We start from the raw sequence: 24,763 nt of genomic DNA on the forward strand, positions 1-24,763 counted from the left end.
CAATGATTGGTACCGGCGTCATCGATCAATTCCTGGAAACCTTCACCCGCTACATCGACTCCGGGTTCGGATTGCTGGGAAGCGAGGTCGGCTATCTGGCGACGACGCTCGCTGCCATCGATCTCACGCTGGCAGGGCTGTTCTGGTCCTGGGGCGGTGATGAGGACATCATCGCGCGCTTGGTTAAGAAGACCCTGTTTGTTGCCGTCTTCGCCTACCTCATTGGGAACTGGAACAGTCTCGCCCGCATCGTCTTCGAGAGCTTTGCGAGCTTGGGCCTCAAGGCCTCCGGGACCAGTCTTTCGGCGGCAGATTTTCTCAGACCGGGAAGGATCGCTCAGGTCGGGCTCGACGCCGGACGGCCGATCCTGGAGGCGATTTCCGGGCTGATGGGTTATGTGAGCTTTCTCGAAAATTTCGTCCAGATCACAGTTTTGCTGTTTGCCTGGATTGTGGTGCTGCTGGCGTTCTTCATCCTAGCCATCCAACTCTTCGTCACCTTGATCGAGTTCAAGCTGACGACGCTCGCGGGCTTTGTGCTGATTCCGTTTGGCCTGTTCGGCAAGACGGCGTTTGCCGCCGAACGCGTGCTCGGCAACGTGATCTCATCAGGCGTCAAGGTCCTGGTCCTGGCCGTCATCGTCGGCATTGGATCGACTTTATTTGCCCAGTTCACGGCCGGGTTTGGCGGCAATCAGCCGACCATCGAGAATGCCATGGCGCTGGTATTGGGAGCGCTCTCGTTGCTGGGCCTTGGGATCTTTGGCCCTGGGATTGCCAACGGAATCGTCTCCGGCGGGCCGCAGCTTGGGGCCGGCGCCGCTATTGGCACGGGTCTCGCGGCCGGGGGCCTGGTTGCGGCCGGAGCAGGACTTGCCGCCGGCGGCGCTGGACTTGCGCGGGGAGCAATTGCGGGCGGCCTGCGTGCAAGTGCTTCCATTGCAGGCGGTGCGGCAAGTGCTTTCCGGCAAGGAGGGATGAGCGGCGTCGCTGCGGCCGGCATTTCCGCCGTGACGAGCCCGCTTCGCGCCAAAGCAGGCGGGAGCGAAAGCGCTGATTCAGGAGAAGGCGCTCCATCGGGTCCGAACGGGGCGGCTGCGCCGCCCGCCTGGGCGCGCCGCATGAAGCGCGCGCAAACCGTCAGCCATGGCACGTCCGCAGCGACCCACGCCATTCGGAGCGGCGATCACGCAGGTGGTGGTGCTGCCGTTGATCTGTCCGAAGGAGATAAGTGATGTTCCGGCGACCGTCAGTTCATTATGGCCGCACGCCAGAGCCGGTCACGCCTTATCAGCGCGCGGCCCAGGTTTGGGACGACCGCATCGGCTCAGCTCGCGTGCAGGCCAGGAACTGGCGACTCATGGCATTCGGCAGCCTATTCCTGTCCGGTGGGCTCGCCGCGGCTGTCGTCTGGCAGTCCGCCAGAGGAACGGTCACGCCCTGGGTGGTTGAGGTCGATCGTCTCGGCCAGGCTCAGGCGGTGGCCCCCGCAACTCCGTTCTATCAGCCGACCGATCCGCAGGTTGCGTTCCATCTCGCTCGATTCATCGAGGACGTCCGAGGCCTACCCGCCGACGCCATCGTGCTGCGCCAGAACTGGCTGCGTGCCTATGATTTTACGACCGACCGTGGCGCCAGCGCCCTCAATGACTACGCTCGCGCCAACGATCCCTTTGCGAAGCTCGGCACAACGCAGGTCTCGGTCGAGGTCTCCAGTGTCATCCGCGCCTCACCGGAGAGTTTTCGAATCGCCTGGACCGAGCGGCGCTACGACAACGGGCAGCTCGCGGTGACCGAACGGTGGACGGCGATTCTCACCGTCGTCATCGAAACGCCTCGCGATACTGACCGCCTGCGCAAAAATCCTCTCGGTGTCAACGTCAACGCTATCAGCTGGTCCAAGGAGCTTTCCCAATGACGGCCGTGATCAGAAATGTTGAGCCTCCTGGACGCGCAGGTGCGATCTCGCTTCTCGTCGCGTTCCTATTGACGGGATGCACCACGTTCAAGCCGCCACAGATCAGCTATGACGATGATGTGCCGGCGCTCCCCGACGTGCCGGCGCTCGCGGACGATCACGCCCGGCCATTGCACGTGCCACCGCTGTGGAGAGCCGCCCACGGTGGCAAGAAGGGCGACGCGGAAGAAAAAGAACCAGTGGCCAGGATCGAGACCGCCAACGATGCCGCGCGGGTCGAGCCACGGCGGGCAGGGTACTTCAATGCGGTCCAGGTCTTTTCCTATAGTCCCGGCGCGCTCTACCAAGTCTACGCGGCGCCGGGACAGATCACCGACATCGCGCTCGAGCCGGGCGAGCAACTGACCGGTTCGGGTCCCGTTGCCGCCGGTGATACGGTGCGTTGGGTCATCGGCGACACCGAAAGCGGTAGCGCCGATACCAGGCGTGTCCATATCATGGTCAAGCCGACTCGCCCGGCAATCCAGACCAACCTTGTGGTGAACACGGACCGGCGCACTTACCTGATCGAACTACGCTCCCGTGAAAAGCCGTACATGCCTTCGGTGGCCTGGTTCTATCCAGAAGACCGGAGAGGCCCCGCCAAGGCTTTACCACCCACTCCAGTCATCCCGGATCCCGACCATCGTCGCTACCGCTATGCGATCGAGGGCGACAGTCCGCCGTGGCGGCCGGTCAATGCTTTCGACGACGGCCGCAAGGTCTACATCGAGTTTTCGCCGGGAATCGGCCAGGGGGAGATGCCACCGGTGTTTGTCATCGGAAACGACGGCCAGCCCGAACTCGTCAATTATCGCGTCTACAAGAACGTGCTGATCGTCGACCGGCTGTTTGCGGCGGCCGAGCTCCGCCTCGGTGGGGAAAGCCAGCAAAAGGTCCGTATTGTCAGAACCAACGGGAGGGGCGCGTGAGCAACGGCGAGATGGGTGAAACGCCAACTCCTGGCGCGCATACACCAGTTTCGGAGGATCCCGAGCGCGCCTTTCGCCTCCATCCCGAGGGCCCGCGCGTTACGCGGCTCTCGCGAAAAGTGCTGGTAGGCGCCACCGGCTTTGCCCTGCTAGCTATTGGGGGCGTTACATTGTGGGGGCTACGAGGCAATCATCCGCGCAATCCGACTCCGGAGGAGCTTCATAGTGCCGATCACCACAACATCGCCGACGGTCTCGCAGCGTTGCCGCGGGACTATGCCGGGATTCCACGTGACGTTCCGCGCCTTGGGCCTCCGTTGCCGGGTGACCTCGGCCGTCCAATCATCGCCGCAGAAAATCAATCCGGTCCGCTAGGCGCCGACGCTGAGCAGCAACGAGTCAACCAGGAGAGCGAGGCAGCGAGAACGAGCAAAGTGTTCGCCCCGATGAACGCACGAGCGGTCGCTACGAGCCAGAGCACGGGCACGGAGGCCTCAGCGAATCCAGGTGCTTCGACCGACGAATCCTTCGCCCAAAATGGACAAGATCGTAAGCTGCTCTTCGTCAACGCCTCAGTTGACCGGAGAACGACAACGCCCGACCGGTTGGCGCGTCCGGCGTCGCCGTTCGTCGTGCAGGCGGGAACGGTCATCCCCGCCGCCTTGATCACGGGCCTGCGTTCCGACTTGCCAGGTCAGATCACGGCGCAAGTGACCGAGAACGTTTATGATAGTCCGACCGGACGCGCGCGTCTGATTCCGCAGGGTGCACGCCTCATCGGGGTCTACGACAGTCAAGTCGCATTCGGTCAGTCGCGGGTCCTCCTGGTTTGGACGCGACTGATCATGCCGAATGGTCGTTCGATCGTTTTGGAGAGACAGCCGGGGGCGGACGTTCGTGGTTACGCGGGGCTTGAGGACGAGGTTGACAATCACTGGGGCGAACTCGCCAAGGCGGCTGGGCTGTCTACGCTGCTGAGCATCGGGTCGGAAGTAGGAGCCGGGGCGGACAGCGGAACCAACACGGCCATTCTCCAGGCGCTTCGATCAGGCGCGGCGAATTCGCTCAATCAGACCGGCCAGCAAATCGTTCGCCGAAATCTCAATATCCAGCCCACGCTGACGATCCGGGCGGGATTTGCGGTGCGGGTGATTGTGAATCGAGATCTGGTACTCGAGCGGTATCGGGGGTAGCTCCATGACCAAACTGAAGATCGGCGCCATCGAGGATGAAAAGCCGGTGGCGTTCACGGTTAAGCTCCCGGCCAGAGTGCACCGCGATCTGATCGCTTATGCGGAGATTCTGACGCGGGAAGCCGGACAGCCCGTCGATCCAACTCTGCTCATTGCGCCCATGTTGGCCCGATTCATGAGTACTGATCGAGTGTTTAGGAAAGCCTGCAAGCAAATACGGACGGTTAAGTAGAGACACGCCTTTAAACCACGACTTCGAGCTGAACACTCACTCTCCGCTCTAACTTTCTTTGCACTCGGGTGGGTGCAGATCGTCGTGAACAGTGCAACAACTAGGACCCAGCTCCTGTTTTACGACCCCTCGGTCTTCTTGCCCAGGATCGCCTTCAGTTTGTCGGCCAGCCCCTTTTGGGTGACAGGCTTCTGCAGCAGCTCCAAACCTCGCTCCAGACGGCCATCGTGCGTAATGACGTCCCGAGAGTAACCCGTCATGAAAATGACCCTCAGCTTCTCATTCGACCTGCGAAGCTCATCGCTCAAGATGCGACCGTTCTTCCCCGGCATGATTACGTCGGTCAGAAGCAAGTCGATTGCGCCTCTGTGCGCCTCGAACATCTCTACGGCTTGCTCGGCATCGCACGCCTCGAGGACCGTATATCCGAGCTCATTGAGTGTCTCCACGATATAATTGCGGACATCGTTGTCGTCTTCGGCGACGAGAATTGTCTCACCGTTGCCAATTTCAATGTGGGCTGTTTCCAAAAAGGCCGGCTGCGCATCCAACGGCAATTCAGTACGCGGCAGATAGATGCTGACGCAGGTGCCCTTGCCCAACACGCTGCCTATGGTTGCAACCCCACCTGACTGCTTCGCAAATCCATAGACCTGACTGAGGCCAAGCCCGGTACCCTGCCCGATGCTTTTGGTTGAAAAGAACGGTTCGAACGCGTGCTCGACTGTAGGCTGATCCATGCCCATTCCGGTATCTGTTACGGAAATAACGACGTAAGGTCCCGGGGTGAGATCCAGGTGCTGCCCCGCAAATTGGCGGTCGACATAGACGTTAGCGGTTTCGATGGTCAGCTGCCCTCCGGACGGCATGGCATCTCGCGCGTTGACGATGAGGTTAAGAAGCGCAGCTTCCAGCTGATGGGGATCGGTCTCAGTGTTCCACAAAGTGGCGTCCGGGGCCATTTCCATCTTGATCGATTCGCCCACCGTACGGACGATAAACTCTTCGATGCTAGCGACAACTTGATTCACGTTGATCACTTTCGTGTCGAAGGGCTGTTTGCGGGCAAAGGCGAGAAGGCGCTGTGTCAGTGTTGCAGCGCGCTGCGATCCCTGGCGCGCACTCTCGATTGCTTTTCTGATCCTGTCATACGAAGCCTCGCTCCCACGCGCTAACGCGCGGTCGGCAATCTCAAGGTTTCCGGATATCACCATCAGGAGATTATTGAAGTCATGTGCGATGCCTCCGGTCAGCTGCCCGATTGTCTCCATCTTTTGAGTGTGACTAAAAAGAGCCTCCGTTTCACGCCGCTGGCGTGACTCGGCCTCCAGCATCGCGTGCGCCAACCTGAGCTGCCCCGGAGAGGGCAGTGCTAAGACTTTCGGTATCAAGGGCCAGATAAGTACCGCGGTCAGAACCGAAGCGATCGCAGTTGCGGCCTTGATCACACCCTCAAGGCCATAGGCCGGAATCCATAGAGTGTAGATCGCGAACGCGTGAGTGAAGCCGCACGCCATGATGAAGAGGGCGAATGCCCAAAAGATCCACCCGAACTCGACGTCGCGCCGTCGGTACACGAAGTAAGCAAGTGCAAATGGTATTGAAAAATACGACAGCGCAATCACCGCATCCGAAACCACGTGGACGGTCAGCAGCTCCGGTTCCCAGAGCAGGCAGATGCCATGAGGAGAGAATGCGCTAGTATCGAAGAAGAGCCTAATCTTTTCCCACATCTTAACCTCTTCTCGGCCACGCGTAGTGATCTGATCGATGTGTTCGGCGAGTTCCATGACGTTGACCACGAGCTCGAAATCCATGTTGCCTTTGGCCTTGCCGTGGCCGCTCGCGTCGATGAATTCCTTGATCGCTTTGATGACGACGGTACAGCCATCTTAGTCGAGCCAGTCGACCGAATCGACGAATACAGCTGATCCTCAACGATTGCGGTGAAATAGAAGCGCGCAGCAGGGTTCCGCGGCTCTGAAAGTCTTTCCGAAAGGCACTTGTAATCGATGTCGAAGCCGAGCGTCTTGGCCGTGGCGTAAAGGTTGGCGCCGTCGATGAACACCGCAATCTTATTGGGAGCGTCTGACAGAGGATAATCTCCTATGAACGGTGCACATGTAACGGCTTTTCAGTATCCGGGGATCTCAGTGATGAGCATCTCCACGCTATCTTCGGTCGCCCAGCAGCTTGCCGGTCTTCCAATGGATAAAATGCAAGCGGGTGCAGGCAGGGCAGGTGAAAGATTGAAACTCGACCTGAGGCGCTTCCTCAACATCATCCTGCAGCCAGTGTTGCACGTTCAGGTTGGTCGTCGGGCACTTGAAAATGACCGGACGCATGCTGCTCTCCTGATCCCGCATGAGTTATAAAGGCGGAAATCTATCGCCCGGGTGCCGCCGATTTTTGATCTGCCTCAAGCTTTCGGGTCTAAGCGCAAACGAGTAAGACAGAATCCTCGCGCCTATCCGCCACTGTTGAGTTCCGTGAACCTCTATAGTTTGGCCAATATCACACGGGTTGGGTAATCAGCCGCTCAGGCGGCAACATCACCTTCGAGGTCACGCTCGGTGCACGTTCGGTTTCAAATCCCGGCGATCAGCCAGCCGCCTGCGGTCGCCACGTATGTTGCGGCATCCGCCAGTCGATGCCCTCCAGCAGATAGCCAAGCTGGGCCGGGCTGATCGTTACGACGCCAATCAGTCGATGACGGCCAGAGGAAACGACCGCGCTCCAGCCGCTTGGCGTAGAGTGACATGCCCAACCCATCGGGCCAGAGGATCTTGATCAGCTTGCCGCTCTTGCCACCGAACACATAGAGGTCGCCGCCGTACGGGTCGCGCTTGAAGACTTCCTGCACCAGCACGGCCAGCGAGTTCATGCCGCGGCGCATGTCGGTGTGGCCGGTCGCAATCCACACCCGCACGCCCGACGGAATGGGGATCATCGCGGCCGTCCATCTGCCAGCGCCGCGACCGCGGCCTTCAGCGAAGCCGCGTCGACCGTGCCCGTGATCCGCATCCGAGTTCCGGCGGCAAACTCGATCTTGATCGCTCCGCCGCCGGCCGACCGGACTGCACCAGGCATCGCTTCCGCGACCACCATCGCCGGTACGAAGCCCGTTTGATCGGCGGCTTCCTTCGGCTCGGGGCGAAACGACCGCCGCCATCGCAGCAGCAATGAGCGCGAAATGCCATAGCGCCGCGCCGTCGCCGCGACCTGGCGCGGCGCCTGCAAGCTCTCCAGGACGATCTTGAGCTTCTTGTCCTCGGACCAGCGCCGTCGGCGGCCTGTGTCCACTACTTCGAGCCGTTCGACTTGGGCACTGCGCCTATCACTGTCCATCAGCACACTTCTCAACACCGCGCCTCACTCGGCAAAGCGGCCTTCAGCGGACGGATACCAAGCTCAAGCATGTCAATTGCCTTCTCGTAGTCACCGTCGGCAAATACTTGGGTTCCCCGGCAGAGATCGATTGCGGGCGGACCTGGTGCCAGCCTCTGATTGAAGCGCTTCCAACTGGGCCAATCTCGAATGCAGGATTTCGTTGCGCGTTGCGGCTCGATCAGAGCCTAGTGGGGACCGGCAAAGTGCGCACCGACCCTCGGGAAAAACTTATTCCCGTATTCGGCTGCTTCATTCCAGTGGACCGCCGCTGCCGTCTTGTCGACCAGTGTAAGACGCCACAGAAGCAAAGCCGAGTCTGTAAAGACGTTTCCTCGGCGTAGCGGGCTTCTGATGGCCTAACGCGTTCTTTGTACATTCGTAGAGCACCATCGACGTCACCGGTTTCGAGTGCGATGAGGGCGACCTGCCAGGAAAGATGCCCCGGCAAATAGCTCTGCCCATCATGTCTAAGCAGCCATTCGGAAGAACGCATCGCCTGCTGAGGAATTGTCGGCCTCGATCACCGAGATCAGCCGGCAAGTCCAGGACTCGGCTCGCATGGCCAACGAGGCGGTCGGCCAAGCGCGGGCGACCACCGAGCGCGTCAGCGAACTGTCCAAGGCCGCGACGCGGATCGGCGACGTGGTCGAGCTGATCAACAGCATCGCCGGGCAGACCAATCTGCTGGCGCTGAATGCCACCATCGAAGCCGCGCGGGCCGGAGAAGCCGGCCGGGGCTTTGCGGTGGTCGCTTCGGAAGTGAAGGCGCTGGCCGAGCAGACGTCAAAGGCCACCGGCGAGATCGGACAGCAGATATCGGGCATCCAGGTGGCGACGCACGAATCGGTTGACGCCATCAAGGCGATCAGCGGCACCATCGAAAAGCTGTCCGAGATTGCATCGACCATCGCTGCGGCCGTGGAAGAGCAGGGCGCCGCGACCCAGGAGATCTCCCGAAATGTGCAGCAGGCGGCGCAGGGGACGCAGCAAGTGTCCTCGAACGTCACCGATGTGCAGCGCGGGGCGAGCGAGACCGGATCCGCATCCTCGCAAGTGCTGGCGGCCGCGCGTTCGCTGTCCAGCGACAGCAATCGGCTGAAGCTCGAAGTCGCCAAGTTCCTGAACACGGTGCGCGCGGCCTGAGGTATGTCCCACTCGTTCACCGCCAACTACCTGCGGCCGGGTGGCAAGTTGACCACGACCCTTTTGCGATGATCCGTGAGACCATCCGCGAGATGGACATCGTCGCGATCGGGCGCGTGGTGCTGACGCCCGTGAGTACATCGTCGCGCTCGAACCGCTGGACAAGTTGGCCCGGCTGCCGCCTTCGAAGGAATAGACTGTCGGTGCGGTGCAGACGTTCGCGGATGAGAGCGCGGTAGAGAACCGGCGCGATCGCAGCCCGATCGATAGTGCCGTATAAATGGCGCCTAAGGGGCCGCCGCACCTTCCCTGGACCGCGGGCGTAAGGTCATGCACCGTTCCATCAAGGATCGAGGATGTCCCATTGAAACGACCGTGAACAAAACGTGATGGAAGCGCGTTTCACAGCAAGAAAAAACAGCAACTTAGAAGATACTAACTGCGTTCGGGACGCTGGTTCCGCAGCGCCGGAACGAACCTTGCGATAGCACTGAAATGTCACACCACGTTTTGTTGGTGAGTCTTTGGTGAGTTTGGCTTTCGCACGTCTCTGAACGATTTAGCGAAGCTATTGATTGGCGCGCCATTCAGAATGCAACTGAGACTTCCGTATATTTCGGATGCGCAGATCGCGACCATATAACTCGGCCGCCATACGAGCACGAGGAGCGAAGCAGAACTGGCGCGGGTGACCAGCAGATACCTGCGCCCGGCGCGCTTCACAAACGCATATGTTCGTCGATCCGCTCTGCGGAGCCGGCATCGACCCGCCCGCTATCCACCACCTCGCCGCGTTTGAACACAGCAAAGCGATCGGCAAGTCCCAACACGAAGGACAGATGCTGTTCGACCAACAGCATCGCGGTGCCGCGATCGCGCCGCGTCTCGGCCAATACTTCGGCGAGCCGGTCCACCACCGACGGCTGCAGACCTTCCGTCACTTCGTCGAGGAGCAGCAGACGCGGTTCGGCGATCAGTCCGCGCGCCACGATCAGCATTTTCTGTTCGCCTCCCGACAAGGTGCCGGCGCGCTGCGACAGCCGCGCGGTGAGAACGGGAAACCAGCCGCTGATGGCGGCGAGGCTTGCCTCGAAGCCGCGGTCGTCGCTGAGCCCGAGCCGGAGGTTGTCGCGGACGCTCAGATCCTGGAACAGCGCCTGTTCCTGCGGAACATAGGCCAGGCCAAGTGCGCGCTTGCGAAACGGCGCGAGCCGCGTCACATCGCGTCCGTCGAGGCGGACCGCGCCGTCCCATGCCGGCAGAAACGAAAGGATCGTTTTCAACAGCGACGACTTTCCCATGCCGTTCTTTCCGACCAAAGCGAAGATCTCGCCGGGAGCGATCTCAAGCGAAACCCCGTGCACAACGCTCGAGCTGCCATACCCGCTGGTCAAGTTGACGAGTTCGAGGGCGGCGATCATGACATCACCTCGCCTCGCTGCGGGCGATTGTTGCCAGTGTAGATCTCGCGGATCAGAGGATCGTCGACCACGTCGGCGACCGGGCCGTCAAGCGCGACGCGTCCACGGTGCAACAGGATGATGCGGGAGGAGATCTGGCGGACAAAATCCAGATCATGCTCGATGATCAGCACACATAGCCGTTCGCGCGCTACCAGCTCCGTGAGCACCCCGGCAAAGACCTGGCGCTCGGTGCGCGTCAGTCCCGCGGTCGGCTCATCCAGCAGCAGCACACGCGGCTCGAGCGCCAGCACCATTGCGAGTTCGAGCGCCTGTTTCAGGCCGTGGCTGAGAAAGCGCGCCTGCTCGCCGAGCCGCTCGGCCAGACCCGAACTCTCCACCACGGCGCGTGCGGCGGCCGGCAGCGCCAGAAGCGGCGAGGCGCCGACGAAAGACGGCGGATCGCTCTTGACGCGCGCTATGCGCAGGCAATCGGCTACGCTTAACGTTTCGAACACAGACGCCGCCTGGAACTTGCGCCCCAGGCCGAGGCCCACGATGCGGTCTGGCGCCAGACGCGCGATCGCGTGCCCAGCGATTCGCACTGTTCCTTCTGAGCGCTCGCGGCCGTCGGCGAGGCAGCGGATCAAGGTCGTCTTGCCGGCCCCGTTCGGCCCGACAATGCTGACCAGTTCACCCTGACGCGCCGTGAACGAGACGCCAGAGAGCACCGACAGGCTGCCGAAATGCTTGGAGACGCCGTCGGCTTCGACCACGACGTCATTCCGGTCGGGCGCAACCGCGGCGCGCTCCAGCGTCGCCAGCGTGACCGGCGAAAGAGCCAGCACCGGCGCCGCGCCGATGCGGCCGCGCAGCGCGGTGGCTGCGTCCCGCAGACTGCCGAACAGGCCACCGGGCAGCACGACGATGACCACGACGAACGCGACGCCGACGATCAATTCCCATACGAAAGGCAGGCTACTGGAGAGATAGGCGCTGGCTACTTCGATCACCACGGCGCCCACCACCGCGCCGATCAAAGATCCACGCCCGCCGAGCGCCACCATGACCACGAGCTGGGTACCGAATACGAAGCCCGCGTTCTCCGGCGCGGCGACGCCGCTGAAACCGACGTAGCCGAAGCCGGCCAATGCGGCCACCACGCCCGTGATCACCGTCAGACCGATGCGCACCAGCGAGGTGTCGATCCCGAGATAAGTGCAGCGCTCGTCATTGTCGCGCATCGCGCTGAGCACACGTCCAGCGTCGCTAGAGAGAGCGACCGAGGCTACGACAAGGGCGCCGATGACCGTTGCGCCGGCCAGGCGGAACCAACCCTCGAGCGACAGATCAAAACTTTCGAAGCCGACGAGCCCGCTGGAAGAGCCCGTGAACGAACCGCCGGAATAGAGAATCTGTACCAGAATGATGGGCAGGACCAGCGAGATCACGGAAGCATAGAGCGGAGTGGACCCCGGGTAGAACGACAGCCAGCCGACAAAGCCTGCCACCGCGGCGGCCATTCCCACCGCCGCCGCGAGCGACAGCAGCGCTTGCCACGGACCGAAGCCGAATTGGGTGAAACCGATCGCCAGGGCATAGGCGCCGATGCCGAAAAATGCAGATTGACCAAACGTGAGCGTGCCGCTGAACCCCCACAATACGTCGACTGTTAGCGCGGCGATCGCGACGAACAGGGCACGGACCAGGATGTTCAGCATATACGTGTCGAGAATCCAAGGGCCGGCGACAACCAGCGCCGCCCCCACCAGGGCAGGAAGCCCGGCCCGGATAAGCCAATTCGGCATGCCCGGCTGCGGAACCGATGCCATCGACCTCAACGCAGAGCCACGATCACGCACGGGCAAACCCCTCTGGCCTAAGTCGCAGTGCCACGGCGGCCAGCACCGCGATAGTCAGCCCGCCGAGGATCGGGCTGATGAAGGTGGAAGCCAGCACCTGCAGACCGCCGAGCACGATGCAAGACAGGCCGAGCGTCAGCAATGAGCCGCCTGAAATCATAACCAGCATGAAGGCGCCGATCAGCCAGGACAGACCCATATTGGGATCGACGCTGGCGAGCGGCGTGATCAGGGCGCCGGCAGTCGCGGCGAGGCCGCAACCGATGCCGAAGGTGATCAGGCGGACCCGCGTGCTGTCGATGCCCAGTCCTTGCGCCAATGTCTCATTCATGATGACTGCGCGGGTCGAAAGGCCGAGCCGTGTGCCGTTGAGGAGCCCGGTGAACAAGGCGGCGATCACGATCGCCGCCAGCACCATCAGTAGGCGATAGCTCGAATAGTCTTCGCCCAGGATCATCACGGTGCCCGAAACCGGAGCCGGCACGAACTGCACCTCGCGCCCGAAGGCGAGCGTCACCAATTGGCCGATGACGATGCTGAGTCCCCAGGTCGCCAGGATCGCGTCCAACGGTCGGCCATAGAGCCGCCGCACCACGACACGCTCGGCGGCAACGCCGATCAGCCCGCCGGCAAGGAAGGCTAAAGCGGGAGCCAGCACCGGCGACAGCCCGAGGCGGGAGGCCCCCAACCCGGCATAGGCCCCGATCGTGATGAAGGCCGCATGGGCGAAGTTGATGATCTTCATCACGCCGAACACGATCAACAGACCGGCGGAGACGATGAACAGGATCGCGGCGGTGGTGATGATGTCGAGGACGAGCGTGATCATGAGGGCGGACCAGATTGAGCCGGCGGCGAAAGCAGATCATCTCCCTCCGCCGCCGGCCATGAACGTTAAGACTTCAGGTTCGGGCACTGCGCGCCCGGATCGACATTGGGGAAGCTCTTGATGACCTTCACCGATCCGTCGGCCTGCACCTGCCCGAGATACATCGTCAAGGGCGCGTGATGCTGTTTCGACATTTCAATCTTGCCGCGCGGACCATCCACTGAGACCTCGCCGAGCGCTTTCAGGATCTTGGCTTGCTCGGTGCTGCCGGCCTTTTCCGCCGCGGCCTTATAGGCATAGACGGCTTCATATTCCGGCACCGAAAGGTCGTTCGGGGTCTTCAATTCGGCACCGAATTTCTTCTGCATGGCGGCCAGGAAGGTCTTGTTGGCGGCGCTGTCGATGCCGGTGACATAGGAAGCCGAGAGATAGATGCCTTCAGCGTCGGTCCCCATGCTCTTGGCGGTGCCCTCATCGACCGCGAGATTGCCGTAGGGCAGCGCAACGCCGGCCGCGCGGAGCTGTTTGGTCAGAGTGACGTTCGGCGCCCCGCCGGCGGTAGAGGTGATCAGTGCGTCCGGCGCCGCGCTCTTCAGCTTCGAGATGATCGGCGTCCAGTCGCTGCCGTCCATCGGCAGATATTCCTCGCCGACGACCTTGCCGCCGGTCTTTTCGATATAGGCCCTGGTGAAGGCCAGCATGCCGCGGCCAAACGCGTAGTCCGAGCCGATCAGGAAGAACTTCTTGGAGCCCTTTTCTTTGGCAAAATAGTCGACGATCGGCGGCACCTGCTGTTCCGGCACCCAGGCATTGACATACATGAACGGGCTGCAGGACTTGCCTTCGTAGAAGGAGGTGTAGATGTAAGGCACCTTGCCCCGCGCCACGATCGGCAGCCCAGCGTTGCGCGCCGCGCTGGTTTCCATCGAGATCAGCACGTCGACCTTCTTCTGGAATATGAGACTGTCGAACGCCTTCTGCGCGCCGGCCGCGCCGGAGGCATCGTCGGCGACTTCGAGCGCCAGTTGGCGGCCGAGCACCCCACCCTTGGCATTGATCTCATCGACGGCGAGCTGGGCCGACTGCACCACGGAGGGCGCGACGACACTGTTGGCGCCGGATAGGCCGACCGGCACGCCGATCTTGATGGGATCCGCGGCCAGCGCCGGAGCGGCGAGGATGGCCGCACAAGCGGCGGCGGCAAGCAGTGTTGAAAGCGAACGAGTGAGCGTCATGGTTCGATACTCCTGGGGTTTGATGGAACGTTCGGGATGCAGAGGCTAAGGGATCAGTACCAGCCGCGCTTTGCGACGGAGCCGAGCATCTCGTGATAGATGTCGACGCGGCGATCGCGCAAAACCTGGTTGAAGGCATTCCAATTGCGTTTACGCCGGGCCTCGCCGAGATCGACTTCGGCGATGAGGATGTCTTCCGCGTCCCGACTGGCCGGCCCGACGACAGGCCAGCCGGTGTAACTGACGATCAGGCTCTGGCCCTCGAAGGGCTGCCCGCGCTCGATGCCCACGCGATCGGCGCAGGCGATGAAGATCGAATTCGAGTGAGCGGCGGCCATCACGAGGATATTCGCCATCGCCTCACGGCCTTCGGCCTGACCCGGAATCGGAACCCAGTTGGTCGGCACGCAGACGATATCGGCGCCCTGCAGGGCACACAGCCTAAAGGTCTCCGGAAACCAGCCATCGTAGCAGATCGCGACGCCGATGCGGCCGATCGGCGTATGGAACACCGGGAAGCCGAGATTGCCGGGCTCGAAGAACAGGTTTTCCTCGTTCCAGAGATGCACTTTCCGGAACGTACCGATGTAGCCGTCGGGACCGATGACCACGGCGCTGTTGTAGAGATCGGGCCCTGAACGTTCGGTGATCCCCGCGACGATGTGCAGGCTGTGCCGCGCCGCCCGCTCCGACCAGGCCGCAACCGAGGAGCCGCCGGGAATTAGCTCGGCAAGGCCGAACGCTTCCTCACGCGAAGCGAACATGTAACCAGTGTTGGCCAACTCCGGCAGCACGACGAGATCGGCACCTTGCGACGCCGCCCGATCAATCAGCTCCAGGCTGTGCGCGACGTTGGCGGCGACGTTGCCGAACACCGGTTGCATCTGAATACAGGCGACTCTGATCGAACCGGCCGCCGGTGAAGTTGAGACGTGCGAGGTCATCGCGCAAAACTCCCTGGAGCGCGCAAAACAAAAACCCCCGATAGCGCCGTCCGGCACCTATCGAGGGCTACATAGCCACATGTTGAAGCGGCCGACCGGCCGCCGTGACGATCTCAACCCGAGGGTCGAACATCGACAACGTTCGAATTACAGCAATAACGCGATCGTAATGTCAATCGTGCGGCAGGATCGAATTATCGGCAGCGATGATGACGTATTGTGCAAAGGCGGCTCAGAGTTCGTCGATCAGACCCAAGCCAGCCATCACATCCTGCGCGCCGATGATGGTGGTGGCGATCTGGGCCATCGACAATCGCTTCTGCGTCGCCTGGGCGCGGATCAATTCATAGGCCTCCGCTTCGCCGATCTTCTTCAATGTCACCAGGATCTTCACCGCCTTGTCGACATCGCGACGTGCCTTCAACGTCTCTTCGAGTTTCTGCACTTTGCCTTCCAGGCGGCGGGTATAGCCGCGCAGCGAGCGGGCGAGCACGAGCGAGGAGAGGATGCCGAACGAGCGGATCGGCTTGTTGATGACGCCGTGGGCGTTGCTGTCGAGCAGCCGCCGCAGCACCGTAGGATTCTCGTAGTCGACGATGGCGACGAAGGTCGGCCCGTCGTCGGATGCGGAAGCGACGAAGGCCGGCGTCTCCGCGGTTTCCACCAGATGGAACACCGTATCGATGTCCTTGGGTAGTTCGACCGGCGGTGGCCATATGCCGCGCACGTTGCAGCCGATGCGCTTCAGCTGATCGAGCAGCGCGTCGCCTTCGGCGTCCCGCGGATGCACGACCAGGACGCGCGCGCCGCGGAGCTCTTCGATGAGACGGCGGATGCCCGGCTTCATGCGACCGATACCTCCTCCCCGATCCAGCGCCCGCCGAGCGGCGACACCGCCAGATAGGGATCCGGTTTCACCGCCGCCTTGGCTTCCCAGACCACATCGAAGCCGCCGTCGCGCCGAACCCGGCCGATCCGCGGCGTCAGCCAAGTATGGTTGTTGTCCGGATCGATCCGGACCGTGCCTTCCGGCGCCTCGAACGAAAGTCCGAGCGCCGCCTCGACCAGCCGCTGGGTGTCGAGCGTTCCGGCCCGCTCCAGCGCCAGCGCGAACAGATTCACCTGGGCATAGGCGCCGGCGCTCCACATGCTTATCGGCTTGTCGGCGCCGAAGGCGCGATGGAAGTTTTCCGCGAACCGGCGATTGCTGGAACCTCGCAGCGATCCGAAATGGGTCGCCGCCGTGATGTGTCCCTCGCACAGCGCCGCGCCGACCTCGCGCACCTCGCCTTCGGCCATGGTCAGGCTGGCGATCGGCATCGATGCCGGATCGAGACCCGCCTCACGGTAGAGCCGGTAGAACATCTGCGCGGAGCGACCGACGATGGTCGAAAACACCACATCTGGGGCCAGCTCCTTGGCCCGCGCGACGATTTCGCGCAGCCGCGATTCAGTCGCCGCCATGGGAACGTAGACTTCGTCGACGATCTTGCCGCCGTAGGATTCGACGAGATCGCGCATGATGCGGTTCGATTCCCGCGGATAGATGTAGTCGGACCCGGCCATAAGCACTCGGCGCCCATGGTTGCGGACTAGATATTCGGCGAGCGGAAAGCTGTTCTGATTCGGCGACGCCCCGGTATAGATCACGTTGGGCGAATATTCGAAGCCTTCGTAGAGCGACGGATACCACAACAGCCCGTTACGACGTTCGATCGCCGGCAGCACCGCCTTGCGTTGCGCTGACGAACTGCAGCCGAAGATCACGGAAATGCCGTCCTCCGTCAGAAGCCGGTCAGCCAGACGGCGATAGGTTTCAGGATCGGATTCCGGATCGTGGGCGACGACTTCGATCTCGCGCCCGAGGATGCCTCCGGCCCGATTGATTTCCTGGATCGCCAGTGCCGTGCCTAGAAAATGCTCGGTCTCGGTGACGGCCGTCAACCCTGTGCGGGAAAAGAGGACACCCACCCTCCATGTATCCGCCACATATGCAGTGCTGCTGACCATCGCCACGTCCTTCGCAAGAAGCCCCGAATGGCCTATTGATAACAACCCCCGTTCAATTGGTCACTATGGAGAGCCGGTCCGGAACGATCTATCGCGGCTTCGCGCTTCTTGGGCGCAAATCATCGTCCGACGAAACCCTTCCGATGGTGATTCACAGTAACTTAGTTCTACTGGGCGTGCGATGAAAGACGTAGTGTCATTTCCTGTTGTGTCCGGATGTTTGACAACGGGTCAGGAGAAACACGGTTCGCAATTTCGACCCAGCTCAATTGAATGATGGTTTCTTCCGATTGCGCGAGGCTTGGCCGCGGTTCGGGCTTTTTCTCGCACGCCCCGCTGGAGTTCAGGAAATAGCCGCTCTCGCAGTTGACTTGAATGCAGCGGTCCCCGTCGGCTCGCTGGCCTTTTCTTGCAACCAGCGGACGTACGCGCTCGGTCTTGCCGAGGACGGAAGCGAGAGCATCCAGAGTTGCCAGCTGGACGTTCAGCTTGGTCTGCGCGTTCTTGTTGAACGACTCGAGAGCCGCTTTCGAGGCATCGTCCCAACTCCCGTCGACATTGCCCGGATTGCATCCAACACGCTTGAGATGGGCCTGCAGCAGCCGCGCAATGTCGGCCTGATCCATTTGCGGAGCTAACGGCATCCCGAAGGGTGCCTCGCTCAATCTACGAAGGCGCTCGCGACATGGCGCGCCAGATCGCAAGATCGTGGGAGGGGCGCACTTCGCGTCGGCTCGCCTCAATCATCGCAAGCTTCCGTTGCGCCCCTCGCCGCGACAGAACGCGCAGCGCCTTGCACAGTCAAAGGATTCGCTTGAACCCCCGCACAATCGAGCAGGGGTAATGATTTCCCGGAACAGCCTTGTCTGAAACTGCAACAGGGAAGGGAAGCGCAGGCCGGCGGGGACTTCGCGTCCAAGCGCGAACGTCGAGCGACCGATAACCTTCAGTACGTCCGCCGTGACAGTCTGCTGTTTCAATGATTCGCGCAGTTCCTCAGTGCGCGCCTGAACTCCTTCGAACGGCCGGACGATTACGATGGCGATGACGGCCTGATCGGCGAAAATAGAAATTGGCTCGATCTGCCTCTCGGTAAAGGGCCGGACGATCTGCCGCCTCAACGTGAAAACACCGATCGTTTCTCCCTTGCTCAGCTTGAGCGGAACGCCAGGTTTGTTCGGTGGCCGCCTAGCCGCTGGTACTCACGGGCAACCTCACCTTGCGCGGGTCAGCCAACAAATCAACGATTTGGACCGCGATACCGGATGTCGCGGCACGAGAAGTAGTGCTGCCGCCGTCGATTGGAATTGGATGCGCTCTTGCAAATGCCTCTAGCTCGGCGAAAAACCAGGACCTCGAACGCGTAGAAGCGGTGCGGCGTAGCGCCTTAAAGCAACGGCCTACGGCGCCAGATATCGCAGCAGTTCGGGGTTGCTGCGCACCTCGCCCCCGCCGCCTTGCAGCCCGACGCGGCCGCGGTCGAGCACGTACGCATAGCCTGCGACCTGCAGCGCGAGATCGAGATGCTGCTCGACGATGATGACCGCGATCTCCTTGGCTAGATCAATCAGCCGCTCCGTGATCTCCTCGATCACGCCGACCCAGACGCCTTCGGTCGGTTCGTCCAGCAACAAGAGCTTGGGATTGCCCAGCATCGCACGTCCGATCGCCAGCATCTTTCGTTCGCCGCCGGACAGTGTCCCGGCAGGCTGGTCAAGGCGTTGCCCAAGCTTTGGAAATATCGTTAAAACCCGATCGACGGCGGTAGCATCGCGGTTGGACAGCGAACCGACCGCCAGATTATCCCGCACCGAGAGGCGGGCGAACACCGAATGCTCCTGCGGCACATAGCCGATCCCCATCCGCACCCGCTCTTCGGTCCGACGGCGGGTGATGTCGCGGCCATCGAAGAAAACCTCGCCCCTTGAGCTCGGAAGCTCGCCCATGATCGTCTTCAAGAGCGTCGTCTTGCCGGCCCCGTTACGGCCCAGTACGGCGACCGCGCCGCGCCAGGGAATGCCCATGTTGAGATCGAATAGCACCTGGCTCCGGCCGTAACCGGCCTCGAGATGCCGGATATCGAGAAAATGCTGTTCAGGCACGACGAAGATAAATCTCCTGGACGCTCTTGCTGGCCTGAATTTCCGGAACCGTACCCGATGCGAGCACGCGACCCTGGTCGAGCACGGTGAGCCGATCGCAGATATCGCGGATGAAATCCAGATCGTGTTCGACGATGACGAGCGAGCAATGCCGTTTCACCGGCCGCAGTAGTTCACCGGTGACACGACGTTCCTCAATACTCATGCCGCCGGTCGGCTCGTCCAGCAGCAGCAGGCGCGGCTTGCCGGCAAGCGCCATTGCGATCTCCAGCCATTGCTGCTGGCCGTGCGACAGTGTCGCCGCCGCGTCATGGGCGCAGTCAGCGAGGCGAAACTGACGCAGCATAGTAATTACCTGCTCGTGCAGCGCGCCGCGTGTGCGCGAGAATACCAGATCAAACAGGGAGGCACGCGCCTGCAGCGCCAACAGGACATTGTCATAGAGGGTCAGCGTCGGCAGGACGGAGGTGATCTGGAATTTCAGACTCATGCCGGCGCGAGCCCGCACGTGCGGGCTCAGCATGGTGATGTCGCTATTGATGAAACTGACCTTGCCTTGGGTCGGCATTTCCGCGCCGGCGATGCACTTCATCAACGTGCTCTTGCCAGAGCCGTTCGGTCCGATCAGCCCGTGAAACTCGTTCTCGCCGACCGTGAGCGCGGCACCGTCAAGCGCGGTCAGCTTGCCGAAAACCTTGACGATGCCGGCGGCTTCAAGAAGCGGCATTGTGCTTTTCCTTCGCCTTCGCGCCAAAACTGCCGACGCGCTCGCGCTCCCCGACGACGAAGCTGATAAGGCCGAGCGGCCGAAACAGGATGACCAGCAGCAGCAGGACACCGAGAATGATCGGCCAGACGTCGCGATAATTGTCCGAAAGCCAAAAGCTGACGCCCTCGATAATGAGCGTCCCGATCACCGCACCGATCAGCGTGCCGGATCCCCCGAACAGGACGTACAAAACAACCTGCGTCGAGAGCACGACGCCAAGCATGCTGGGCCAGACGAAACCTTCGTGGTACGCATAGAGACTGCCCGCAAGCCCGGCGATCGCGCCGCCTACCGCGAACACGATCGCCTTCAGATGTTGCGTCTTGTAGCCGAAAAAGGCGATGCGCTGCTCGTTCTCGCGCAGACCCGCCAGTGCCAGTCCGAACTGCGACCGCACAAGGAACCGGCACAGGAGGTAGACGACGACGAGAATGCCGAGCGCGAGATAGTAGTAGACCGGCCCTTCGGTGATGTCGTAGCTGCCGAGCGTCATTGGCGGGATCGAAGGAATGCCGTTCTGTCCGCCGAGATAGTACCAGCCGCGTGCAAGCCGGTCAGCCGCATAGGAGCCGGTAAGCGTGCCGAGCGCGACGAAGATCACGCTCGACTGGTGCCGCCCCAGCAAAAGGAATCCGCCGAGCATCAACGAGACAGCAAGCCCGATCAACGTTCCCGCCGGCAGCACCAGGAAAATCGAGGTGATGTCGAGGTCGCGCGCGAGCAGTGCGACACCATAGCCGGCACAGCCGAAGAATAGGGCCTGGCCGAAGCTCATGATCCCGGCATAGCCCCACACCAGATCGAACGAGAGCGCGAATAGGGCGAGGATCAGAACACGGGTTGCAAAAACCGTGAGATAGTCCTGCAGCACGAGCGGCAGGACCAACGCCGCGAGCAGCACCCCGCCTTCAACGATCAGCAGGATGCTCGGCTCTGCCGCGGCTCCTCCGGTGCTCCGAGTTTCAGCCATCGCGACGTCCGGTCCATCGCCGGGATCGGCGTGGACAACCTGCTTTGCGGCGCCCATCAGTTCAGCACCACTCTTTAGCATTCCTTGGGATCGACGAGACCGTTGCTGCGAGCCACGATTTCATAATCTCCATTCTTGGCGACGGCGGTGTACATGTTCATCTTGCAGTGGCGTTTGCCTGGAACCATCTCGGCCGGTCCACCCGGTCCTTCGGCAATCTTGGCGTGATCAAGCGCTCCGGCAACCGAGTCACGATCGACCTTGCCGGCCTCCTTGACGGCGGCTTCCCAGAGCTTGAGACCGCGATAGGTGCCTGTCGCCGCGCTGCCGGCTGCAAACAGGATCTTGCCGGGAAATTCCTTGTCGTAGGTCGCCTGGATCTTGGCGCTGCCCGGATCGTCCTTCGTAACCGCCCTGAAATAATCGAGACAGCTTGCAAGCCCCTCGATTTCGTTGGGCTGATTGATGTTGAGCGTGTTCTCGTCATAGTACACGCAGGCAAGCCGGCCGCCGTTCTTCAGGAACCCAGCTTCATAAAGCTGTTTGAAAAAAGGACCGACGCCCGGCGGAATCACCGTGTTGAAGACGACGTCGATCTTGTTGGAGATGATGCGATTGACGGTCGCGCTGAAGTCCACCTGGTCGAGCGGGTAGTACTCCTCGAACACGACTTCGCCGCCGTTCGATTCGATCACCTTGCGTGCATAGACGTTCAGGGTATGCGGCCAGACGTAGTTGGCGCTGGGCAGCGCGAACTTCTTGCCGCCATTCTTGATGAGCCAGGGAATGAATTCGTCGCATTGCTGGGCCGGTGTAGGCCCGGTGCAGAACAGATAGGGGGTGCACTCCTTGCCTTCATAAAGCTGCGGATAGATGTACAGCGTCTTGCCGCGGGCGACGATCGGGTCCTTGATCGCGTTGCGCATCGAACTCGTGATGCCGCCGAGCACCATGTCCACCTTGTCGCGCTGGATCAGCTTGCGGACATTGCCGACGGCCACCGATTCGTTGGAGGCGGTATCCTCGATGTAGAGCTCGAGCGGCCGCCCCAGCAGGCCGCCGGAGTCGTTGATCTCCTTGATCACCATCTTGGCCACGTTGGCATCGGCATTGCCGGCATAGGCGATCGGACCGGTCAGGTCTGTCGCGATACCGACCTTGATCGGGCCTTGGGCGGCGTTGGCCCAGTCGGGCCGGATCACCCAGCTGCCGACGCCGGTCGCGATGGCACCGGACGCGAAGGCAAGACTCCTAAGAAAGCGACGACGGGTGAGACTAACGCGATCTGGGAACATGGGCTAAACCCCTCTTCCAGCAATGAGGCCTTGCGGCCGGAACTTAATGAAGGCGATGGCGAGTACGAAGACGAGGACGTCGGCGACTACCGGCGCCATTACCCAGGGCAGCGCGGCGCTCATCGTGCCGATCACGCCAGCCCCTACCACAGGGCCGATGAACGATCCGACGCCGCCGACCATGACCGCGACAAATCCCTGGATCAGGAAGCGGATGCCGAGATCGGCGAAGAGGCTGAACACCGGGACGATCAGGGCACCCGCGAGTCCTGCCAGCGCCGCGCCGAACGCGAAGGCGGTGCCGTAGATCAGGGGCGTGGAAATTCCGGATGCGCGCGCGAGCGAGGGATTTTCAAGCGTGGCACGGACACGCAAGCCGAAGCTCGTGCGCGAGAGCAGCAGATAGCACGCCCCCATTACCAGAACCGTGGCCACGATGATGATGAGGCGCCAGGTCGAGATGTGAGTCGTGCCGATATCGATCGAACCGCCGATCGGCTCCGGCACGGTCAGATAAAAGCCGCCGATCAGCCCCCGCACGCTTTCGCGGATGATCAGGCCCAATGCATAGGTGCCGAGCATCGCCACGATCGGCGCGGCATAGAAGCGCCGGATGATCAGCGCCTCCAGCGCAAAGCCAAGCGCGCCGACCAGGACCGGCGCCGCGACCATGCCGGCCCAGATCGGGAGGCCATGCCCATAGGCGAGGTAGGTGACATAGGCCCCGAGCAGGACGAACTCGCCCTGCGCGAAATTGAAGATGCCCATCATGCTGGCGATGATCCCGAGCCCCAGCACGACCAGAACGATGATCGCGGCGAAGCTTAGGATTTCGAACGCGGCGACGAATGCGCTAGCCATGGGTTGCGATCCTAGCAGCCGGCATGGCGCAATCCCTCACATCTTCTTCCAGTCGCCGGCCTGCTCGAAGGCATGGGCTGCGCGATAGATCGTCGTCTCCTCAAAGTGCCGGCCGACCAGCATCACGCCGACGGGCAGGCCATCAACCATGCCGCAGGGCAGCGACATCGCCGGATGGTGCGTGATGTCGAAGGGTGCCGTGTTGGCGATCATTTCGAGCGCCCGGGCGACGTAATCCTCGCGGCTGGCATTGGCGGACGGCAGCAGCGTCGCCTTCATCGGTGTCGTCGGCAGCAGCAGCAGATCGTAGGCATTGAGCACCTTGTCGTAGGCCGCGGTCAGCCGGCGGGAGATGTTTAGGGCCTTGCCGTAGTAGCGCGGACCGAAGGTGTTGTTGATGTAGGTGCCGAGCATCATGAACAGCTTGGTCGTCTCGGAAAGCGAGTCGGCCTGCCGGCGCCAGCCTCGGTGGAAGTCCATCAAAGAGGTCGAGTAGAGATCGGCGCGGCTCAGACCATAGCCGTCGCCGAACATCATGGTCTGCGTCATGCCCTCGGTGCCGATCGGCGTCCAGATCGCAGGGCCTAGCAGATGCATCGGGATGGAGACGTCCTCGATGGTGGCGCCAAGGCCTCTGAAGCGCTTCGCCGCCTCGCGCACGCTTTCGTTGACCGCGCTTTCCGCGGTCGGCTGCTCAAAGCCTTCCTTCAGGATGCCGATCTTGAGGCCCTTCACGTCGCCGCCGAGCGCCTTCGTGTATTCCTCGACCTTCGGCGCCTTGATGCGCGGATCGTAGCCATCGTCCCCGGCAATCACTTCCAGCAGAAGCGCGTTGTCGGCGACCGTGGCGGTCATCGGCCCGGTATGGTCGACGAAGATCTCGATCGGCATGATCCCGGTATAGGGGACAAGGCCCCAGGTTGGCTTCATTCCATAAATGCCGCAGAACGAAGACGGCATACGGATGGAGCCGCCTTGGTCGCCGCCCATCGCCATATCGACCTCACCGAGCGCAACGACAACGCCGCTACCGGAGGACGAGCCGCCGGCCGAATAGCCCATCTTGTGCGGGTTGTGCACCGGCCCCACCGCGCCGGTGTGGCTGCCGCCGGACATGCAGAAGGATTCGCAGTGGGTCTTGCCAACGATCTCGGCCCCGGCATCCAGCATGCGGGTGACGACCGTGGCGTCGAAGTCGGGCACATAGCCTTCCAGCGTCGCCGATCCGTTCATCATCGGCACGCCCGCGAGCATGATGTTGTCCTTGAGCGCGACCGTCTTGCCCTTGAGCTTGCCGGAAGACGCCCCCTTCACTGTCGCCTTCCGGTACCAGGCGTTGCGCGGATTTTCCTCAGGCGAAGGGCGATAGCCGGGCGTCCGCGGGTATTTCACCGGTGGAACTTCATCGGGCATCGCGGCAACCAGATTGTACGCATCGACCGAGCCCTGCATCAGGCCGCGAAATGACGCAACGTCTTCATCGGTCAGCGAAAGACCGCACTGGTCGGCGACCGCGCGAAGTTGGGTGGGAGTTGGAAGGACGACTGACACTGCGCTCTCCTGAAGCTTTTTGATCCCTGGGCGCGAAGCCGCAGGCGCGCATGGCGCGCGGGTCACTCGGCTTCATGCGGGCATTACA

General features: G+C 61.9%; 24 protein-coding genes and 3 pseudogenes. 8 read left to right on the forward strand and 19 right to left on the reverse strand.

Annotated features, from left to right (window positions below; genetic code table 11):
- The first annotated feature begins 2 nt into the window (after positions 1-2).
- Genes trbL through HY852_RS19515 form a run of 5 tightly spaced genes read left to right on the forward strand, consistent with a single transcriptional unit; the run spans position 3 to position 4,314 of the window.
- Complete coding sequence (trbL, locus tag HY852_RS19495) at positions 3-1,235, forward strand: P-type conjugative transfer protein TrbL (RefSeq protein ID WP_291606429.1); 1,233 nt, start codon at positions 3-5, stop codon at positions 1,233-1,235.
- Positions 1,235-1,918 (forward strand): conjugal transfer protein TrbF, encoded by a 684-nt coding sequence (gene trbF / locus HY852_RS19500; RefSeq protein WP_291606431.1) that lies wholly within the window; start codon positions 1,235-1,237, stop codon positions 1,916-1,918. Before trbL ends, trbF begins: the two co-directional genes overlap by 1 nt.
- Positions 1,915-2,889: a P-type conjugative transfer protein TrbG gene (gene trbG / locus HY852_RS19505; protein WP_291606432.1), complete on the forward strand. Its 975-nt coding sequence runs from the start codon at positions 1,915-1,917 to the stop codon at positions 2,887-2,889. The genes trbF and trbG overlap by 4 nt, the downstream gene beginning before the upstream one ends.
- 11 nt (positions 2,890-2,900) lie before the next feature.
- Positions 2,901-4,082: a TrbI/VirB10 family protein gene (locus HY852_RS19510; RefSeq protein ID WP_291606479.1), complete on the forward strand. Its 1,182-nt coding sequence runs from the start codon at positions 2,901-2,903 to the stop codon at positions 4,080-4,082.
- 4 nt (positions 4,083-4,086) lie between these two features.
- Entirely contained in the window at positions 4,087-4,314 is a 228-nt protein-coding gene (locus HY852_RS19515; RefSeq protein WP_291606433.1) for a DUF2274 domain-containing protein, read from the forward strand.
- 119 nt (positions 4,315-4,433) lie between these two features.
- Here the strand turns inward: HY852_RS19515 and HY852_RS19520 are convergent, their stop codons facing one another.
- Complete coding sequence (locus HY852_RS19520) at positions 4,434-6,047, reverse strand: response regulator (protein ID WP_291606480.1); 1,614 nt, start codon at positions 6,045-6,047, stop codon at positions 4,434-4,436.
- Positions 6,048-6,074: 27 nt separating this feature from the next.
- Positions 6,075-6,409, reverse strand: a pseudogene (locus HY852_RS19525) (NYN domain-containing protein); the annotation flags it as partial.
- Positions 6,410-6,422: 13 nt separating this feature from the next.
- On the opposite strand from HY852_RS19525, the gene HY852_RS19530 reads away from it, so the two are divergent.
- Entirely contained in the window at positions 6,423-6,689 is a 267-nt protein-coding gene (locus HY852_RS19530) for a hypothetical protein (RefSeq protein WP_291606434.1), read from the forward strand.
- Positions 6,690-6,901: 212 nt separating this feature from the next.
- Here HY852_RS19530 and tnpB read toward each other — a convergent pair whose 3' ends face one another.
- Positions 6,902-7,264, reverse strand: a complete 363-nt coding sequence (gene tnpB / locus HY852_RS19535) for an IS66 family insertion sequence element accessory protein TnpB (protein ID WP_367116377.1) — start codon at positions 7,262-7,264, stop codon at positions 6,902-6,904.
- On the reverse strand, positions 7,261-7,662 hold the full coding sequence (locus tag HY852_RS19540) for a transposase (protein ID WP_291606435.1): 402 nt from the start codon (positions 7,660-7,662) through the stop codon (positions 7,261-7,263). Before HY852_RS19540 ends, tnpB begins: the two co-directional genes overlap by 4 nt.
- Positions 7,663-8,205: 543 nt before the next feature.
- On the opposite strand from HY852_RS19540, the pseudogene HY852_RS19545 reads away from it, so the two are divergent.
- Together HY852_RS19545 and HY852_RS19550 are read left to right on the forward strand one after the other, a co-directional pair.
- Positions 8,206-8,847: pseudogene (locus HY852_RS19545) on the forward strand (methyl-accepting chemotaxis protein); the annotation flags it as partial.
- 27 nt (positions 8,848-8,874) lie between these two features.
- Positions 8,875-9,013, forward strand: a pseudogene (locus tag HY852_RS19550) (Ku protein); the annotation flags it as partial.
- Between the two features lie 553 nt (positions 9,014-9,566).
- Here HY852_RS19550 and HY852_RS19555 read toward each other — a convergent pair.
- From HY852_RS19555 to HY852_RS19625, 15 genes are all read right to left on the reverse strand, one after another.
- The gene (locus HY852_RS19555) at positions 9,567-10,268 is read right to left on the reverse strand and encodes an ABC transporter ATP-binding protein (RefSeq protein ID WP_291606436.1); all 702 of its coding nucleotides are present in this window, start codon (positions 10,266-10,268) and stop codon (positions 9,567-9,569) included.
- On the reverse strand, positions 10,265-12,055 hold the full coding sequence (locus tag HY852_RS19560; RefSeq protein ID WP_291606437.1) for a branched-chain amino acid ABC transporter ATP-binding protein/permease: 1,791 nt from the start codon (positions 12,053-12,055) through the stop codon (positions 10,265-10,267). The genes HY852_RS19555 and HY852_RS19560 overlap by 4 nt, the downstream gene beginning before the upstream one ends.
- Before the next feature lie 46 nt (positions 12,056-12,101).
- Positions 12,102-12,938 carry a branched-chain amino acid ABC transporter permease gene (locus tag HY852_RS19565; RefSeq protein ID WP_291606438.1) on the reverse strand — a complete coding sequence of 279 codons (837 nt, stop codon included), beginning with the start codon at positions 12,936-12,938 and terminating at the stop codon, positions 12,102-12,104.
- 65 nt (positions 12,939-13,003) lie between these two features.
- Complete coding sequence (locus HY852_RS19570; protein WP_291606439.1) at positions 13,004-14,173, reverse strand: substrate-binding protein; 1,170 nt, start codon at positions 14,171-14,173, stop codon at positions 13,004-13,006.
- A 53-nt stretch (positions 14,174-14,226) separates the two neighbouring features.
- A complete protein-coding gene (locus HY852_RS19575) occupies positions 14,227-15,117 on the reverse strand; it encodes a nitrilase family protein (RefSeq protein WP_291606440.1) in 891 nt (296 codons plus the stop codon).
- Between the two features lie 232 nt (positions 15,118-15,349).
- The gene (locus HY852_RS19580; protein ID WP_291606441.1) at positions 15,350-15,964 is read right to left on the reverse strand and encodes an ANTAR domain-containing response regulator; all 615 of its coding nucleotides are present in this window, start codon (positions 15,962-15,964) and stop codon (positions 15,350-15,352) included.
- A complete protein-coding gene (locus tag HY852_RS19585; RefSeq protein ID WP_291606442.1) occupies positions 15,961-17,127 on the reverse strand; it encodes a transporter substrate-binding domain-containing protein in 1,167 nt (388 codons plus the stop codon). The genes HY852_RS19580 and HY852_RS19585 overlap by 4 nt, the downstream gene beginning before the upstream one ends.
- Before the next feature lie 167 nt (positions 17,128-17,294).
- Positions 17,295-17,753: a peptidoglycan-binding domain-containing protein gene (locus tag HY852_RS19590; protein WP_291606443.1), complete on the reverse strand. Its 459-nt coding sequence runs from the start codon at positions 17,751-17,753 to the stop codon at positions 17,295-17,297.
- 117 nt (positions 17,754-17,870) lie between these two features.
- Positions 17,871-18,248 carry a hypothetical protein gene (locus HY852_RS19595; protein ID WP_291606444.1) on the reverse strand — a complete coding sequence of 126 codons (378 nt, stop codon included), beginning with the start codon at positions 18,246-18,248 and terminating at the stop codon, positions 17,871-17,873.
- Between the two features lie 279 nt (positions 18,249-18,527).
- On the reverse strand, positions 18,528-19,229 hold the full coding sequence (locus HY852_RS19600) for an ABC transporter ATP-binding protein (RefSeq protein ID WP_291606445.1): 702 nt from the start codon (positions 19,227-19,229) through the stop codon (positions 18,528-18,530).
- Positions 19,222-19,956 carry an ABC transporter ATP-binding protein gene (locus HY852_RS19605; RefSeq protein WP_291606446.1) on the reverse strand — a complete coding sequence of 245 codons (735 nt, stop codon included), beginning with the start codon at positions 19,954-19,956 and terminating at the stop codon, positions 19,222-19,224. The genes HY852_RS19600 and HY852_RS19605 overlap by 8 nt, the downstream gene beginning before the upstream one ends.
- On the reverse strand, positions 19,943-21,049 hold the full coding sequence (locus tag HY852_RS19610; protein ID WP_291606447.1) for a branched-chain amino acid ABC transporter permease: 1,107 nt from the start codon (positions 21,047-21,049) through the stop codon (positions 19,943-19,945). The genes HY852_RS19605 and HY852_RS19610 overlap by 14 nt, the downstream gene beginning before the upstream one ends.
- Positions 21,043-22,263: a substrate-binding protein gene (locus HY852_RS19615; RefSeq protein ID WP_291606449.1), complete on the reverse strand. Its 1,221-nt coding sequence runs from the start codon at positions 22,261-22,263 to the stop codon at positions 21,043-21,045. Before HY852_RS19615 ends, HY852_RS19610 begins: the two co-directional genes overlap by 7 nt.
- 3 nt (positions 22,264-22,266) lie before the next feature.
- Positions 22,267-23,124 carry a branched-chain amino acid ABC transporter permease gene (locus HY852_RS19620; protein ID WP_291606450.1) on the reverse strand — a complete coding sequence of 286 codons (858 nt, stop codon included), beginning with the start codon at positions 23,122-23,124 and terminating at the stop codon, positions 22,267-22,269.
- A 36-nt stretch (positions 23,125-23,160) separates the two neighbouring features.
- Positions 23,161-24,675 carry an amidase gene (locus HY852_RS19625; RefSeq protein WP_291606451.1) on the reverse strand — a complete coding sequence of 505 codons (1,515 nt, stop codon included), beginning with the start codon at positions 24,673-24,675 and terminating at the stop codon, positions 23,161-23,163.
- Positions 24,676-24,763: the final 88 nt, after the last annotated feature.

It is taken from the genome of Bradyrhizobium sp., from assembly GCF_016213215.1.
GTDB lineage: Bacteria > Pseudomonadota > Alphaproteobacteria > Rhizobiales > Xanthobacteraceae > Bradyrhizobium.